The following is a 14,648-nucleotide window of genomic DNA, read 5'->3' as shown; positions in this document are numbered from 1 at the left end:
CTCGGGCAATAATTGCAGACGCCGTATAAATGCGGACGCACTGCAATGGAGGATCAACCATGCCTGTCGGGCTTCTCGCCCTGGCACTCGGGGGCTTCGGCATCGGGCTCACCGAGTTCGGGATCATCGGTCTGCTGCCCCAGGTCGCGGCGGACTTCGGCGTCAGCGAGCCGGTCGCCGGATATCTGGTCTCGGGTTACGCACTGAGCGTGGCGGCCGGCGCCATCGGGCTGACCGCGGCCATCGCCCGGTTCGACCGCAAGAAGGTGCTGCTGGCGCTGATGGTGCTGTTCATCGCGGGTAACCTGATCTCCGCGATCGCGCCGGCCTATCCGGTGCTGATGGCGGGCCGGATCGTGGCGGCGCTGTGCCACGGCGCGTTCTTCGGCGTCGGCTCGGTGGTCGCCGCCGACATGGTCGCGCCGAACCGGCGGGCCGGGGCCATCGCGCTGATGTTCGCGGGACTGACCGCGGCCAACGTGCTCGGGGTCCCGCTGGGCACGCTGCTCGGCCAGCAGTTCGGCTGGCGCTCGACGTTCTGGGCGATCACGATCATCGGCGTGGTCGCGCTGGCCGGGGTCCGGCTGCTCGTGCCGCCGACGCCGGCGCCGTCCGGGACGAGCCTGCGCGGCGAGCTGGCCGCGTTCCGCTGGCCGCAGGTCTGGATCTCGGCCGCGGTCACCGTGCTCGCCTTCGGCGGCATGTTCGGCTCGTTCACCTACATCGCGTTCACGCTCACCGAGGTCAGCGGGTTCGCCACCGCCACCGTGCCCTGGCTGCTGGTGCTGTTCGGGGCCGGCACGTTCGCGGGCAACTTCCTCGGCGGCCGGTTCGCCGACCGGGCCCTGAACACGTCGCTGGCCGCGATCCTGGCGCTGCTCACCGCGGTGCTCGCGGTGTTCGCGCTGACCGCGCAGAGCAAGGGCATGACGGTCGTCTCGCTGCTGCTGATGGGAGCGGTCGGCCTGGCCACCGCGCCCGGGCTGCAGCTGCGGATCATGCGATACGCCCAGGACGCGCCCACGATGGCCTCCGGCGCCAACATCGCGGCCTTCAACGTCGGCAACGCGCTGGGCGCCTGGCTGAGCGGGCTGGCCCTCGGGGCCGGGTTCGGCTTCGTCTCGCCGCTCTGGGTCGGCGCCGGGATCACCCTCGCCGGACTCGCCGTCCTGGCCGCCGGCTCGGCCCTCCCGAACCACCGGACCCCGGCCGCCGCCGACTCGGCCTTCCCGGACCACCGGGCGCCGGGCGCCGCCGGATCGCCTGATCGGGGTGAGTCGCCCAGCGGGTCCGGCACGCCTGCCCGGCAGCGGGTGGCACGGCCATAGAGGGACCCGGCGGGCGGGGTGAGATACCGCGGGCCCGGGCGGCGGGCGGCTACGGGCGGGTGGCGGTGGCCAGCTTGAGGCCGAGGGCGACGAGGGCGGCGCCGGTCAGGCCGTCCACGGCGCGGCGCACGGCCGGCCGGGCGAACACCCTGCGCAGCGTGCTCACCACGTTGGCCACCACCAGGAACCACACGACCGTCCCCACCGGCGCGATGGCCGACAGCAGCAGGGTCTCCCCCATCGAGGCCCCCGAGCCGACGAACTGCGGCACCAGGGCCACGAAGAACAGCGCCGCCTTGGGATTGAGCACGTTGGTCAGCAGCCCCTCCGCGAACGCGGCCCACGGGCCGCGCCTCGCCGGGTCGGGCAGGTCCAGCTCCAGCTTCCCGCCCGTGCGCAGAGCGGAGCGCAGCGCCTTGACCCCGAGGTGGAGCAGGTAGGCCGCCCCGACCACCTTCACCACGATGAAGGCCGTCGCCGAGGCCGCCAGCAGCGCCGCGATGCCGGTGGCGGAGGCCACCGCCCAGACGAACACGCCCACGGCGATGCCCGTCGCGGCCGCCATGCCGTGCAGGCGCCCGGAGACGGCGGAGCGGCGTACGACGACCGCGAAGTCGGGACCGGGCGACATCGCCCCGAGCAGCACGACTCCCCCGAAGGCCACGAACTGCGTCACAGCGGTCATGGCGTCCACCTAACTAGGACCCGCCCCTCGGGGATCAGGGCCGACCGCTCCCACGTCCAGGTCGGCACAGTGATCATCTCGGCGGGGCCGGCGAGGGCGACGGGCGTGTCCACCAGGACGGAGTGCGGGGTGAGCCGCAGGCCGCCTTCGGGGATGACGACGCCCTCCAGGGGCGTGCGCAGGCTCGGGCCGTCCGGCTCGTCCAGGTCGCTGGGCACCCAGGTGTCCTCACCGGCGAAGGCCGTGAACGCCAGCGCGCCGCCGGGGGCCGCGCCGGAGTGGCGCAGCGCCCCGGCGGGCAGCCAGCCGTGCTGCCCGGCCGCGTACGTGATGCCGGAGACGGACAGCTCCCCCTCCAGCAGCACGAACTCCTCCCCCGCCAGGTAGTGGCCGGGTTCGGGCCGGGCCCAGCCGGGCGGGAAGCGGACGAGCGAGGACAAGCCGTCCAGCCGGGTCTGGCGTACCGGCAGGTTGGAGCCCGGGATCAGGAAGTCGCGGGCGGGCAGCTCGGCGTCGAGCAGGTCGATCAGCACGTCAGCGCCTGCGCCGCCGCTTCTTGAGGATGGAGCGCACGGTCAGCGCCGCCACGATCAGCACGATCTGGCCGCCGAGCACGATGCGGTTGACGTCGACGGCGGGCCGCCAGCTGACCTCGCCGTCCTTCACCACGAACACGCCCGCGGGCGTGGCGCTGAAGCCGAAGCCGCCGCCGCTGCCCCCGCCCTCGCCGCTCTCCCCTCTGCCCCGGCCGTCCCCGCCGCCGCCCCCTTGGACGACCCGGGCGACCGGGATGACCACGACGTCGCCCTGCTGAACGGGCTCACCGAAGACGCGCTTGACGGTCGCGACGTCCTTCGCCTGCTCCACCACCTTCATGATGTCCATCCCACCATCGTCGACCACAGCTCGCCCGTCTGGCCACCGGGGTCTCCCCCGCGTCAGTCGAACGTCGTCGAGATCTCGTGCCAGCCACCCGGCGCGATCTTCGCGGCCGCCTCGGGCCCCCAGGAGCCCTGCTCGTACGGCAGCGGCCGCTCCGGCAGGTCGAGCACCCGCTGGAGGATCCGCCACGACTCCTCCACCAGGTCGAACCTGGCGAATCGCCGCGGGTCGCCGCTGACGGCGTCGGCCAGGACGCGCTCGTAGGCGGCCTCCATCGGCCCGAGCACCTTGGTGAAGTCGACGCTGACCGGCACCGGCCTGGTGTGCTGCTTGCCCGGCTCCTTGGCCAGCAGGTCGAAGGTGACCCCCGCGTCCGGCTGCAGCCGGAACCTGATGAGGTTGGGGGTGTGGGGCGCGTCGCCGCCGCGGAACATCGTCACCGGCGGCTTGCGCAGCTCGGCGACGATCTCCAGGTCGGTGGTCGGCAGCCCCTTGCCGGAGCGGATGCACCACGGCACGCCGGCCCAGCGCCAGTTGTCGATGTAGGCGCGCAGGGCGACGAACGTCTCGGTCGTGGAGCCGGGACGCACGCCGTCGGTGTCGAGGTAGCCGGAGTATTGGCCGCGTACGACGTCGGCGGGGTCGATGGCCTGCACGGCGCGCAGCACCCGCCACTTCTCGTCGAGCTGGGCACGCGCGTCGGTGGACGGCGGCGGGTCCATGGCGAGGATGGCCAGCAGCTGCAGCAGGTGGTTCTGCACCACGTCGCGGACCGTGCCGTTGGCGTCGTAGAAGGCGCCGCGGTCGCGCACGTCGAAGTCCTCGGCCATGGTGATCTGCACGCTGCGGATGTGGCTGCGGTTCCAGATGGGCTCCAGCAGCGCGTTGGCGAACCGGAACACCATCAGGTCCTCGACCGGCTCCTTGGCCAGGAAGTGGTCGACCCGCCGCACGTGGTCCTCGTCGAAGTGCTTGAGCAGCTCCTCGTTGAGCTCGCGGGCCGAGGCGAGGTCGTGGCCGAACGGCTTCTCCACGACGAGCCGGGCGTCGTGGTTGAGCCCGGCCCCGGCCAGCCCCTCGGCGACCGTGGCGAACAGCGACGGCGGCACCGCCAGGTAGTGGACGAGGAAGCCCTTGCCCGCCACCTCCTCGCGGAGCCTGGCGAACGTCTCGGGGTCGCGGTAGTCGCCCGTGACCAGCCGCAGGTTTCCGGCGAGCTTGTCGAAGGCCGCGTCGTGCACGCCGCCGACGGCCTCGCGGGCGTGCTCGCGCAGCCCGTCGAGGTCGAGGTCGCTCTTGGCCACGCCGATGACGGGCAGGTCGAGCCGGCCGTCGGCGCTCAGGCGGTAGAGGGCGGGCAGGATCATCTTGCGCGCGAGGTCGCCGGTGACGCCGAACAGCACCAGCGCCCCCGCCCGCTCCGCGCCCCGCCTGTGCTCGGTCCCGGAGGCGTGGCGCATGTCAGGCACGCCTTCCGCGCAGCTCGCGGTATCTCCGCACGAGCTGTTCGGTGGAGGCGTCGGGGAGCTCGGTGGGCGGCTCCTCGGAGGTGAGCGCGGGCGCCAGGTCGAGCGCCATCTTCTTGCCCAGCTCGACCCCCCACTGGTCGAAGGAGTCGACCCCCCAGATCGTGCCCTCGACGAACACGATGTGCTCGTAGAGCGCGACGAGCTGGCCCAGCGTGGAGGGGGTCAGCTTGGGCGCGAGGATCGTGGAGGTGGGCCGGTTTCCGGGCATCACCTTGTGCGGCACGATCTCGGGCGGCGTGCCCTCGGCGGCGATCTCCTCGGCCGTCTTGCCGAACGCCAGCGCCGAGGTCTGGGCGAGGAGGTTGGCGGTGAGCTGGTCGTGCATGCCCTCGCGGTCCTCGAACGGCTCGGCGAAGCCGATGAAGTCGGCGGGCACGAGCCGGGTGCCCTGGTGCAGGAGCTGGTAGAAGGCGTGCTGCCCGTTGGTGCCCGGCTCGCCCCAGAAGATCTCGCCGGTGGCGGCCGGGACGGGGGTGCCGTCGGCGCGCACGGACTTGCCGTTGGACTCCATCGTGAGCTGCTGCAGGTAGGCGGGGAAGCGGTGCAGCCGCTGGCTGTAGGGCAGCACGGCGCGGGTCTCGGCGCCGAAGAAGTCGGTATACCAGATCCCGAGCAGGCCCATCAGCACCGGCATGTTGGCCTCGAACGGGGCGGTGCGGAAGTGCTCGTCGATGGTGTGGAAGCCGGCCAGCATCTCGCGGAACCGCTCGGGGCCGATCGCGATCATCAGGGAGAGGCCGATGGCGCCGTCGTAGGAGTAGCGGCCGCCGACCCAGTCCCAGAAGCCGAACATGTTGTCGGTGTCGATGCCGAACTCGGCGACCTTGGCGGCGTTGGTGGAGACGGCCACGAAGTGCTTGGACACCGCGTCCTCGCCGAGCGCCTCGACCAGCCATCGGCGGGCGACGCGGGCGTTGGTGAGCGTCTCGAGCGTGGTGAAGGTCTTGGAGCTGACCACGAACAGCGTGGTCGCGGGGTCGAGGCCGGCGAGGTTGCCGGTGATGTCGGCCGGGTCGATGTTGGAGACGAACCTGGCCGCCACGCCCGCGTCGGCGTAGTCGCGCAGCGCCTCGTAGGCCATGGCGGGGCCGAGGTCGGAGCCGCCGATGCCGATGTTGACCACGGTCTCGATGGGCTTGCCGGTGGCGCCCTTCCACTCCTTGGACCTGACCCGGTCGGCGAAGGCGCTCATCTTCTCGAGGACGGCGTGCACGTCGGCGACCACGTCCTGCCCGTCGACGACCAGCTCGGCGGAGCGCGGCAGGCGGAGCGCGACGTGCAGGACGGCGCGGTCCTCGCTGACGTTGATGTGCTCGCCGCCGAACATCGCGGCGATCCGCTCGCGCAGCCCCGCCCGCTCGGCCAGGGCCACCAGCAGGTCGATCGTCTCGCCGGTGGCGCGCTGCTTGGCGTAGTCGAGGAAGAGGTCGCCGGCGGTCACGGTCATGCGCCCGGCGCGGCCCGGGTCCTGCGCGAACAGCTCCCGCAGCCGCCTGCCCGCCAGCTCCTCATGGTGCTTGCCGAGAGCCGCCCACTCCTGGCTCTGGGTGATGTCGCCGTTCACGCTTCCTCCTCGTGTCGCCAAACCGGATCACCATTGTCCCTGCCAACGGGAAACCCGCTCGGCTGACCGCCGCACCGTGTCGTGCTCGGCAAGGACCGTAGCGGCATCCAGCTTCGCAGATCTCCCATGGGAACCGCTTACCCACGGGGCCTCATTCCGCGCATGGCGGAGCGGAGTTTCAGGGCTCAGTTTTCAGGGCTCAGTGGGATTCGCGGCCGACGTGGTCGCCGCTGGAGCCGATGAGGAAGTCGAGGTCGGCGCCGCGGTCGGCCTGGGTGACGTGGTCGACGTAGAGGCGCTCCCAGCCGCGTACGGGCCGGGCGTGCCCGATCTTCACGGGCTCCCTGGCGGCCAGCTCGGGGTCGGGGATGTCCACGTCGAGCCGCCGGGCGCCCACGTCGAGCACGATCGGGTCGCCGGTGCGCACCCGCGCCAGCGGGCCGTCGGCCGCCGCCTCCGGCGCGGTGTGCAGGACGACCGTGCCGTACGCGGTGCCGCTCATGCGGGCGTCGCTGATGCGCACCATGTCGCGCACGCCCTTCTCCAGCAGCTTGGCGGGCAGCGGCAGGTTGCCCACCTCCGGCATGCCGGGGTAGCCCTTGGGGCCGCAGCCGCGCAGCACGAGCACCGAGGTCTCGTCGATGTCGAGGTCGGGCGAGTCGAGGCGGGCGTACACGTCCTCGATGCTGTCGAAGACGACGGCCCGGCCGCGGTGGCGCAGCAGCTCGGGCGAGGCGGCGGCGGGCTTGATCACCGCGCCGCCGGGGGCGAGGTTGCCGCGCAGGACGGCGATGCCGGCGTCGGGCAGCAGCGGGTCGGAGCGGCGCCTGATGACGCTCTCGTCCCAGATCTGCGCCCCGGCGAGGTGCTCGACGAGCGGGCGGCCGGTGACGGTGATCGCCTCCGGGTCGAGCAGGTCCTCGACCTCCTTGAGCACGGCCGCGAGGCCGCCCGCCCTGAACAGGTCGTCCATGAGGTGGCGCCCGGCGGGCTGGAGGTCCACGAGCAGCGGCACCCCGGACCCGGTGCGGTCGAAGTCGTCCAGGGACAGGTCCACGCCGAGCCGGCCCGCGACGGCCAGCAGGTGGACGACGGCGTTGGTGGAGCCGCCGACGGCGGCCAGGGTCACGATGGCGTTGAGGAACGAGCCCTTGGTCATGACCTGGCTGGGGCGGCGGCCCTGCAGGACGAGGTCCACGGCCAGGCGGCCGCTCTCGTGGGAGCGTTCGAGCAGGCGGCTGTCGGGGGCGGGGGTGCCCGCGGTGCCGGGGAGCGTCATCCCGAGGGCCTCGGCCATGCAGGCCATGGTGGAGGCGGTGCCCATCGTGTTGCAGTGGCCGCGGCTGCGGATCATGGACGACTCGGACCGCAGGAACTCCTCGCGCGACAGCGTGCCCGCGCGCACTTCCTCGCTGAGGCGCCACACGTCGGTGCCGCAGCCGAGCGGCGCGCCGCGGAAGTGCCCCGTCAGCATGGGGCCGCCGGGCATCACGACGGCGGGCAGGTCCACGGACGAGGCGGCCATGAGCAGCGACGGGATGGTCTTGTCGCACCCGCCGAGCAGCACCACGCCGTCGATGGGGTTGGCGCGCAGCATCTCCTCGGTGGCCATGGCGGCCAGGTTGCGCCAGAGCATGGCGGTCGGGCGCACGTTCGTCTCGCCCAGGGAGACGACCGGCAGGTTGAGCGGCACGCCGCCGGCCTCCCAGACGCCGTTGGCGACGCTGTCGGCGACCTCGTTCAGGTGGGAGTTGCAGGGGGTGAGGTCGGAGGCGGTGTTGGCGATCGCGATGTGCGGCTTGCCGCCCTCGAACGCCTCGCGGGGCAGGCCGCGCCGCATCCACGCCCGATGGATGTAGGAGTTGCGGTCGTTCCCCGAGTACCAGCGCGAACTCCTGAATGCCATATTCGGCACCTTATCCGGCGTTTGGGGGATTCAGCACGTTCTGTGGAGGAAGCAGCAGAGGATGGACCATATCGACGCGTACTGGCGGGCGGCGAACTACCTGTCCGTCGGGCAGATCTATCTGCTGGACAATCCGCTGCTGAGCGAGCCGCTGCGGCCCGAGCACATCAAGCCGCGCCTGCTCGGCCACTGGGGTACCACGCCGGGGCTGACCTTCTGCTTCGCCCACCTCAACCGGGTGATCAGGGAGCGGGACCAGGACATGATCTACATTGCCGGTCCCGGGCACGGCGGCCCCGCCGCGGTGGCGCACGCGTGGCTGGAGGGCACCTACTCGGAGCGTTATCCGGAGGTCTCGCAGGACGTGGAGGGCATGCGGCGGCTGTTTCGCCAGTTCTCCTTTCCCGGCGGGATCCCGAGCCACGTGGCGCCCGAGACACCGGGGTCGATCCACGAGGGCGGGGAGCTGGGCTATTCGCTCGCGCACGCGTACGGGGCCGCGTTCGACAACCCGGACCTGGTCGTGGCCTGCGTCATCGGCGACGGCGAGGCCGAGACGGGCCCGCTCGCGGCGAGCTGGCACTCCAACAAGTTCGCCGACCGCGACCGCGACGGCATCGTGCTGCCCATCCTGCACCTGAACGGCTACAAGATCGCCAACCCCACCGTGCTCGCCCGCATCCCCGAGCCCCAGCTGCGCCAGCTCTTGGAGGGCTACGGCTACCGCCCGCACCTGGTGGGGCCGGAGCACGAGGAGATGGCACGCACGCTGGACACCGCCTTCGACCAGATGGAGGCGTACAAGCAGGGCAGGGCCGACCGGCTGCCGATGATCGTCCTGCGGACGCCGAAAGGCTGGACGGGGCCGCGCGAGGTCGACGGGCTGCCGGTGGAGGGCACGTGGCGGGCGCACCAGGTGCCGCTGCCCAACGTCCGCGAGAACGCCTCCCACCTGGCCATGCTGGAGCAGTGGATGCGCTCGTACCGGCCGGAGGAGCTGTTCGACTCCGGCGGCAGGCCCGTGCGGGAGGTCCTGGAGACCGTGCCGCGCGGCACGCGCCGGATGAGTGCCAACCCGCACACCAACGGCGGGGAGCTGCTGGAGCCGCTGCGGCTGCCGGACTTCCGCCGGCTCGCGGTCGAGGTCAAGTCGCCCGCCGGGCAGTCGAGCGAGCCGACACGGGTGCTGGGCGGCTTCCTGCGCGACGTGATCATCGCCAACCCGCGGACGTTCCGGCTGATGGGGCCGGACGAGACCGCCTCCAACCGGCTGTCGGCGGTGTTCGAGGCCACCGACCGGGCGTGGAACGCCGAGGTGCTGCCGACGGACGAGCACCTGGCCCCCGGCGGCCGGGTGATGGAGGTGCTGAGCGAGCACCTGTGCCAGGGCTGGCTGGAGGGCTACCTGCTGACCGGCAGGCACGGGCTGTTCAACTGCTACGAGGCGTTCATCCACATCGTGGACGCCATGTTCAACCAGCACGCGAAATGGCTGGAGTCCTCGCAGAAGATCCCCTGGCGGCGGCCCGTCGCCTCGCTCAACTACCTGCTGTCCTCGCACGTGTGGCGCCAGGACCACAACGGCTTCAGCCACCAGGACCCGGGCTTCCTCGACGTGGTGATCAACAAGAAGGCGTCCGTGGTGCGGGTCTACCTGCCGCCGGACGCCAACACGCTGCTGTCGGTCGCCGACCACTGCCTGCGCTCGCGCGACTACGTCAACGTGATCGTGGCCGGCAAGCAGCCGGTGCTGGACCTGTTCACCATGGAGGAGGCCATCGCGCACAACACGCGCGGCCTGGGCATCCTGCCGTGGGCCTCCACCGACGAGGGCGCCGAGCCGGACGTGGTGCTGGCCTGCGCGGGCGACGTGCCCACCCAGGAGACGCTCGCCGCCGCCGCGATCCTGCGCGAGCACCTGCCCGCGCTGCGGGTACGGGTCGTCAACGTGGTGGATCTCATGCGCCTCCAGCCGCCCTCGGAGCACCCGCACGGCATGCCCGACGCCGAGTTCGACACCCTCTTCACCGCCGACAGGCCGGTCGTCTTCAACTTCCACGGCTACCCGTCGCTGATCCACCAGCTCACCTACCGCCGCCACGGCCACGCCCACATCCACGTGCGCGGCTACAAGGAGGAGGGCACCACGACGACGCCGTTCGACATGGCCATGATGAACGACATCGACCGCTACCACCTGGTCATGGACGTCATCGACCGGGTGCCGGGGCTCGGCACCACGGCGGCGCACCTGCGCCAGCGCATGAGCGACGAGCGGCTGCGGGCCCGCGCCCACACGCGCGAGTACGGCGAGGACACCCCCGAGATCAGGTCGTGGACGTGGCCGGGCGCATCCTCGTACTGAACACGGGCTCGTCGTCCATCAAGTACGAGCTCGTCGACGTCCGCACCCGCGAGCGCCCGGCCAGGGGGCTGGTGGAGCTCATCGGCGAGGAGCGCGGGCGGCTGACGCACCACGCCGGGGACCGGCCGCCGTACGTGTCGGAGGAGCCGTTCCCCGGGCACGACGCGGGGCTGGCCGCGGTCATGAAGGCGTTCGAGACGGAGGGGCCGCGGCTGGACCCGGTCGCGGTCGGGCACCGGGTGGTGCACGGCGGGACCCGGTTCACCGAGGCGGTGCTGGTCGACGACGCCGTGATCGGGGCGATCGAGGACCTGGCGCCGCTCGCGCCGCTGCACAATCCGGTCAACCTCGCCGGGATCCGGGTGGCGCGCGAAGCCTTTCCCGGGGTGCCGCAGGTGGCGGTGTTCGACACCGCGTTCCAGCTGGCGCTGCCGCCCGAGGCGTACACGTACGCGGTGCCGCGCGACTGGCGCGAGCGGCTCGGCGTGCGGCGCTTCGGCTTCCACGGCACCTCCTGCGCCTACGTCTCCCGCCGCGCCGCCGCCTTCCTCGGCCGCGATCCGGCCGGGCTCGACCTCATCGTGCTGCACCTGGGCAACGGCGCCAGCGCGACCGCGATCTCCGGCGGGCGCAGCGTCGACACCTCCATGGGCCTGACGCCCCTGGAGGGGCTGGTCATGGGCACCCGCTCGGGCGACGTCGACCCCGCGCTCGCCGGCTACCTGGCGCGCGTGAACGGGATGGACGCCCGGCAGGTGGAGAGCGGGCTCGACCGCCACAGCGGTCTGCTGGCGCTCGCCGGGACGGGCGACATGCGCGAGGTGCGCGCCCGCGACGACGCCGAGGCCCGGCTGGCCCTGGCGGTCTACACGCGGCGCATCCGCAAGTACGTCGGCGCCTACTACGCGCTGCTCGGGCGGGTGGACGCGATCGTGTTCACGGGCGGGGTCGGGGAGCACGACGCGGCCACCCGCGCCGAGTCCCTGGCCGGGCTCGACCGGCTCGGCGTCACCGTGGACCCCGCGCTCAACCAGGCCGGGTCGGCGCAGGAGCGGGCGGTCTCGCCGCCGGGCGCGGAGGTGGCCGTGCTCGTCATCCCGACGGACGAGGAGTGGGAGATCGCCCGCCAGACCCTCGCGCTGATCAGCCGGGGGTCATGACGGGCGGCGCGCGACGGCCGGCACCCAGAAGTCCACCGTCGTGCCCGCGCCGGGCGCGCCGCGGATGCTCCACCAGCCGCCGGCCGTCTCGGCCCGCTCGCGCATCTCCATCAGGCCGAAATGACCGTTCTGGCCGTCCCGGCTGGTGATCCCGATCCCGTCGTCGCGCACGCGAACCTGGACGCCGCCGTCGATCGAGACCAGCTCCACGGCCACGGCGACGGCCCCGGCGTGCCTGCGGACGTTCGTGAGGGCCTCCTGGCAGATGCGGAAGACGGTGATCGCCGTCTCGGTGGGCGGCTCGCCGTCCAGGCGGTTCACCAGCTCGTACGCCACCCCCGCCATCTCCCGCTCCAGGTACGAGGCGAGCCCCTCCACCAGCCCGTCACCGGGCAGGCGTAACCGGAAGGCCAGGTCGCGCAGGCGCCCCACGGCGGCCTCGACGGCGTCGCCGAGCACGCGGACGTCGGCCGCCTGCTCCTCGGGCAGGCCCTCCCCCAGCACCCGCAGCCGCATCCCGACGGCGACCATGGACTGGATGGTGTCGTCGTGCACGTCGGAGGCGATGCGCCGGCGCTCCCGTTCCTGCGCCTGGACCAGGTGGGCGAGCAGCAGTCCGCGCTCGTCCAGCGCCCTGGCCAGGATGCGCCGCTCGGTGAGGTCACGCGTCACCTTGCCGAACCCGCGCAGCTCGCCGCGCCCGTCGCGCAGGGCGGTGATCACCACGCTGGCCCAGAACCTGGTGCCGTCCTTGCGGACCCGCCACCCCTCCTCCTCCCAGCGGCCGCCGGCGGCGGCCGATTCCAGCCCCGCGAACGGCTTGCCGGCCGCGACGTCCTCGGGCGGATAGAAGACGGAGAAGTGAGTTCCGATGATCTCCTCGGCGGTGTACCCCTTGATGTGCTGGGCTCCGGCGTTCCAGCTCACGATCCTGCCGCGGGGGTCGAGCATGAAGATGGCGTAATCGCGGATGCTCTGGACGAGTAGCTCCATATCCGCTTGTGGAAGGTTATCCACGGCCATACTGCAGCTTTTCACGACGTGGCCCGAGGACCCAAACCTGCCGCCAGGTTAGCTGTCGTAAGCGCGGGCCTGGAGCGGGGCGAGGCGGGGCGCCAGCTCGCACCACACCACTTTCCCGCCCGTCTCGCCGTCGACGGGCATGGTCCCCCAGTCGATGGACAGGAGCCGGACGACGTGCAGCCCCCAGCCGTTCGACGGACCGGGCTCGCGCGGCTCGGGCAGCCGCTCTCCGGCGTCGCTCACCTCGATCCGCACCCGTGTCGCGCCACCCCGCATCCTCAGGCACGGCGGGCCGTCGCCGTGCACGAGCGCGTTGGTCACCAGCTCGGACACGACGAGCAGGACGTCCTCGTGGTGGCCCTGGTAGCCGCACTCGGCAAGGGCCCGGCGGACGATCCGGCGCGCCGCCGTGATGCTGCCCATCTCCTTCGGCAGAGGCGTGTCAACCTGGTACTGCCCGGTCTTCTCGCTGACCACCCCTCTACTTTCGGGGAGCCACAATCCGATCACGAGACGCATCCGCGCCAGGCCGCCTGGTACACCTGTGGGACGCGAGATGGTGCAAATGCGTCAGTCGAGCAGCCCTTCCCTGCGGGCCAGCGCGACCGCCTCCAGCTTCGTCCTGGCTCCCAGCTTCTCCAGCACGTGCTGCACGTGGTTGCGCGCCGTGTTGCGGGCCACGCCGAGCCGTTCGCCGATCTCGCGCGCGCCCATGCCCTCGGCCAGGAGCAGCAGCGTCTCCCGCTCGCGGGCCGTCAGCGCCGACCCCAGGCGTCCCGCGCGCCCGGTCAGCCGGTCGAGCACCCCGGGCAGCAGCCCGGGCGCGAACACCACCCCGCCGGCCGCCACCTCCCGCACCGCCGACTCCAGCTCGCCCAGCCGGGACGACTTCACCACCAGCCCGGCCCCCCCGGCCGCCACCGCCCGGGCCGCCACGGAAACGGTCGCCTCGCCGGTCAGCACCAGCACCCGCACCTTGGGCGCCGCCGCCACCATCCTCCCGATGGCCGCGATCCCGTCGCCGTCGGGCAGCCGCCGGTCGAGCACGACGACATCCGGCTGGAACCTGCCGGTCTCGGCCACCGCCCCGGCGATGCTGCCGGTCTGGGCCACCACCTCGATCTCGGGCACCCGCTCCAGCGCCAGCCCGATGGCCTCGGCGACCATGGCGTGATCCTCCACGAGCACCACCCGGATCGGCGGGGAAGTCGCCATGTCTGCCGCTGCCTCTGTCCGCGGTTTCCGCGCCCGCGCGGGCGCACGCCGGCCAAGTGTCCCACGCCCCGCGCGCCCATGGCCAACGGCGCCGTACGCTCACGGCTTCCAGGGCAGGCGGCGGTGCTTGAAGGTCGGATACTTGGTCTCCCAGTAGCGCCACCCCTCGACCCTGGCGGGGATGTTGGCGAATCCGCTGGCGACCTTGACGTCGCGGCACGTGCCCATCACCTGCCAGGCCGACCAGCCGACGCGGTAGCCGAAGACGCGGTACCACAGATGGCCGTACATCCCCTTGGTGATCTCCCGGCTGTATTCGTGGCCGGTGAAGACCATGTGACGCTCTTCGAGGTGCGGAAGGCCCATCCGGCGCATCTCGCGCACCACTTCCTGGGTGGTGATCGGTTCCACGCGGGTGAGCGGTTCGTTCGTGGAGACGGCCTTGCGCCTCTCGTTCTCGGTCTCCAGGAACGCGCGGACCTCGTGCTCCCGCGTGACCGACGCCGTGACCGTGCCGCCGGGCCCGTCGACGTAGTTGGTGCGGGGCAGGAAGAAGTTCCGCGGAGAGAGCGTGTGCACCTTGAAGAAGAGGTGCGGGCTGCATCGGTCACCGTGGATGAGGGGGAAGTGGCGGTGGCGGTGGCGCCGGAGGCGGCGGTCGTCGGTGGTGTCCGCGGTGTTGGCGGTGTCGGCGGCCTCGGCGGTCTGGGCGGTTTCCGCGGCGTCGGCGGTGCGGTCGCTGCGGCGGTCGGTGTCGTCGTCGTCCGCTCTCGCGGCCGGCACCAGGGCGGCGACCAGGGCCATCGAAAGTGAGCCGCTCATCGCCCATCTCATCGCGTGACGCGCCTTCGTCCGGGCGGAATTGGCTGGGGCATTTGTCCGTGAATTGGGAGTGGACATGTACCGTACCTTTCGGGATGCGTCAGGCCAGGTTCCGGCCTGTGCCGCCCGCCGAGCGGGCCGACAAGATCGGTACGATGGTTACAGTTGC

At 72.2% G+C, this 14,648-nt stretch carries 13 protein-coding genes; 3 read left to right on the top strand and 10 right to left on the bottom strand.

The features are described from left to right. The first annotated feature begins 59 nt into the window (after nucleotides 1-59). Complete coding sequence (locus tag ACFKCF_RS07260) at nucleotides 60-1,328, top strand: MFS transporter (RefSeq protein WP_394491926.1); 1,269 nt, start codon at nucleotides 60-62, stop codon at nucleotides 1,326-1,328. 49 nt (nucleotides 1,329-1,377) lie between these two features. On the opposite strand, the gene ACFKCF_RS07255 is transcribed toward ACFKCF_RS07260, so the two are convergent. The 6 genes from ACFKCF_RS07255 to ACFKCF_RS07230 form a co-directional block, all read right to left on the bottom strand. After that, nucleotides 1,378-2,013, bottom strand: a complete 636-nt coding sequence (locus ACFKCF_RS07255; RefSeq protein ID WP_394491924.1) for a LysE family translocator — start codon at nucleotides 2,011-2,013, stop codon at nucleotides 1,378-1,380. Beyond that, nucleotides 2,010-2,546 carry a hypothetical protein gene (locus tag ACFKCF_RS07250; RefSeq protein ID WP_394491922.1) on the bottom strand — a complete coding sequence of 179 codons (537 nt, stop codon included), beginning with the start codon at nucleotides 2,544-2,546 and terminating at the stop codon, nucleotides 2,010-2,012. The genes ACFKCF_RS07255 and ACFKCF_RS07250 overlap by 4 nt, the downstream gene beginning before the upstream one ends. Nucleotide 2,547: 1 nt before the next feature. Continuing rightward, complete coding sequence (locus ACFKCF_RS07245; protein ID WP_394491920.1) at nucleotides 2,548-2,898, bottom strand: spore germination protein GerW family protein; 351 nt, start codon at nucleotides 2,896-2,898, stop codon at nucleotides 2,548-2,550. Nucleotides 2,899-2,951: 53 nt separating this feature from the next. Further along, nucleotides 2,952-4,355: a glucose-6-phosphate dehydrogenase gene (gene zwf / locus ACFKCF_RS07240; protein WP_394491918.1), complete on the bottom strand. Its 1,404-nt coding sequence runs from the start codon at nucleotides 4,353-4,355 to the stop codon at nucleotides 2,952-2,954. A 1-nt stretch (nucleotide 4,356) separates the two neighbouring features. Then, nucleotides 4,357-5,988, bottom strand: coding sequence for a glucose-6-phosphate isomerase (gene pgi / locus ACFKCF_RS07235; protein ID WP_394491916.1), 1,632 nt, complete (start codon nucleotides 5,986-5,988; stop codon nucleotides 4,357-4,359). A gap of 199 nt (nucleotides 5,989-6,187) precedes the next feature. Further along, on the bottom strand, nucleotides 6,188-7,894 hold the full coding sequence (locus ACFKCF_RS07230; protein ID WP_394491914.1) for an IlvD/Edd family dehydratase: 1,707 nt from the start codon (nucleotides 7,892-7,894) through the stop codon (nucleotides 6,188-6,190). 61 nt (nucleotides 7,895-7,955) lie between these two features. On the opposite strand from ACFKCF_RS07230, the gene ACFKCF_RS07225 reads away from it, so the two are divergent. Together ACFKCF_RS07225 and ACFKCF_RS07220 are read left to right on the top strand one after the other, a co-directional pair. Then, nucleotides 7,956-10,259 carry a phosphoketolase gene (locus ACFKCF_RS07225; RefSeq protein ID WP_394491912.1) on the top strand — a complete coding sequence of 768 codons (2,304 nt, stop codon included), beginning with the start codon at nucleotides 7,956-7,958 and terminating at the stop codon, nucleotides 10,257-10,259. Beyond that, nucleotides 10,235-11,419 carry an acetate/propionate family kinase gene (locus ACFKCF_RS07220; RefSeq protein ID WP_394491910.1) on the top strand — a complete coding sequence of 395 codons (1,185 nt, stop codon included), beginning with the start codon at nucleotides 10,235-10,237 and terminating at the stop codon, nucleotides 11,417-11,419. The genes ACFKCF_RS07225 and ACFKCF_RS07220 overlap by 25 nt, the downstream gene beginning before the upstream one ends. Here ACFKCF_RS07220 and ACFKCF_RS07215 read toward each other — a convergent pair. The 4 genes from ACFKCF_RS07215 to ACFKCF_RS07200 all read right to left on the bottom strand — a co-directional run bounded on the left by ACFKCF_RS07215 (nucleotide 11,414) and on the right by ACFKCF_RS07200 (nucleotide 14,479). Further along, on the bottom strand, nucleotides 11,414-12,412 hold the full coding sequence (locus ACFKCF_RS07215) for a PAS domain S-box protein (RefSeq protein WP_394491908.1): 999 nt from the start codon (nucleotides 12,410-12,412) through the stop codon (nucleotides 11,414-11,416). The two genes, ACFKCF_RS07220 and ACFKCF_RS07215, sit on opposite strands and share 6 nt — an antisense overlap. 78 nt (nucleotides 12,413-12,490) lie before the next feature. Next, nucleotides 12,491-12,919 carry an ATP-binding protein gene (locus tag ACFKCF_RS07210; protein WP_394491905.1) on the bottom strand — a complete coding sequence of 143 codons (429 nt, stop codon included), beginning with the start codon at nucleotides 12,917-12,919 and terminating at the stop codon, nucleotides 12,491-12,493. Between the two features lie 93 nt (nucleotides 12,920-13,012). Continuing rightward, nucleotides 13,013-13,657 (bottom strand): response regulator transcription factor, encoded by a 645-nt coding sequence (locus ACFKCF_RS07205; RefSeq protein ID WP_394491903.1) that lies wholly within the window; start codon nucleotides 13,655-13,657, stop codon nucleotides 13,013-13,015. Nucleotides 13,658-13,756: 99 nt separating this feature from the next. Continuing rightward, nucleotides 13,757-14,479 (bottom strand): hypothetical protein, encoded by a 723-nt coding sequence (locus tag ACFKCF_RS07200; RefSeq protein ID WP_394491901.1) that lies wholly within the window; start codon nucleotides 14,477-14,479, stop codon nucleotides 13,757-13,759. Nucleotides 14,480-14,648: the final 169 nt, after the last annotated feature.

Source organism: Nonomuraea sp. JJY05 (genome assembly GCF_043496855.1).
In the GTDB taxonomy this organism is placed as follows: domain Bacteria; phylum Actinomycetota; class Actinomycetes; order Streptosporangiales; family Streptosporangiaceae; genus Nonomuraea.
Note: the sequence above shows the minus strand (reverse complement) of the source record. Positions and strands in the feature narration are given on the sequence as shown.

Excerpts from the sequence above, each read along its gene's own strand:
- ACFKCF_RS07260 (WP_394491926.1), top strand. The coding sequence starts at position 60 with ATGCCTGTCGGGCTTCTCGCCCTGGCACTCGGGGGCTTCGGCATCGGG.
- ACFKCF_RS07255 (WP_394491924.1), bottom strand. The coding sequence starts at position 2,013 with ATGACCGCTGTGACGCAGTTCGTGGCCTTCGGGGGAGTCGTGCTGCTC.
- ACFKCF_RS07245 (WP_394491920.1), bottom strand. The coding sequence starts at position 2,898 with ATGGACATCATGAAGGTGGTGGAGCAGGCGAAGGACGTCGCGACCGTC.
- zwf (WP_394491918.1), bottom strand. The coding sequence starts at position 4,355 with ATGCGCCACGCCTCCGGGACCGAGCACAGGCGGGGCGCGGAGCGGGCG.
- ACFKCF_RS07230 (WP_394491914.1), bottom strand. The coding sequence starts at position 7,894 with ATGGCATTCAGGAGTTCGCGCTGGTACTCGGGGAACGACCGCAACTCC.
- ACFKCF_RS07225 (WP_394491912.1), top strand. The coding sequence starts at position 7,956 with ATGGACCATATCGACGCGTACTGGCGGGCGGCGAACTACCTGTCCGTC.
- ACFKCF_RS07215 (WP_394491908.1), bottom strand. The coding sequence starts at position 12,412 with ATGGAGCTACTCGTCCAGAGCATCCGCGATTACGCCATCTTCATGCTC.
- ACFKCF_RS07205 (WP_394491903.1), bottom strand. The coding sequence starts at position 13,657 with ATGGCGACTTCCCCGCCGATCCGGGTGGTGCTCGTGGAGGATCACGCC.
- ACFKCF_RS07200 (WP_394491901.1), bottom strand. The coding sequence starts at position 14,479 with ATGAGCGGCTCACTTTCGATGGCCCTGGTCGCCGCCCTGGTGCCGGCC.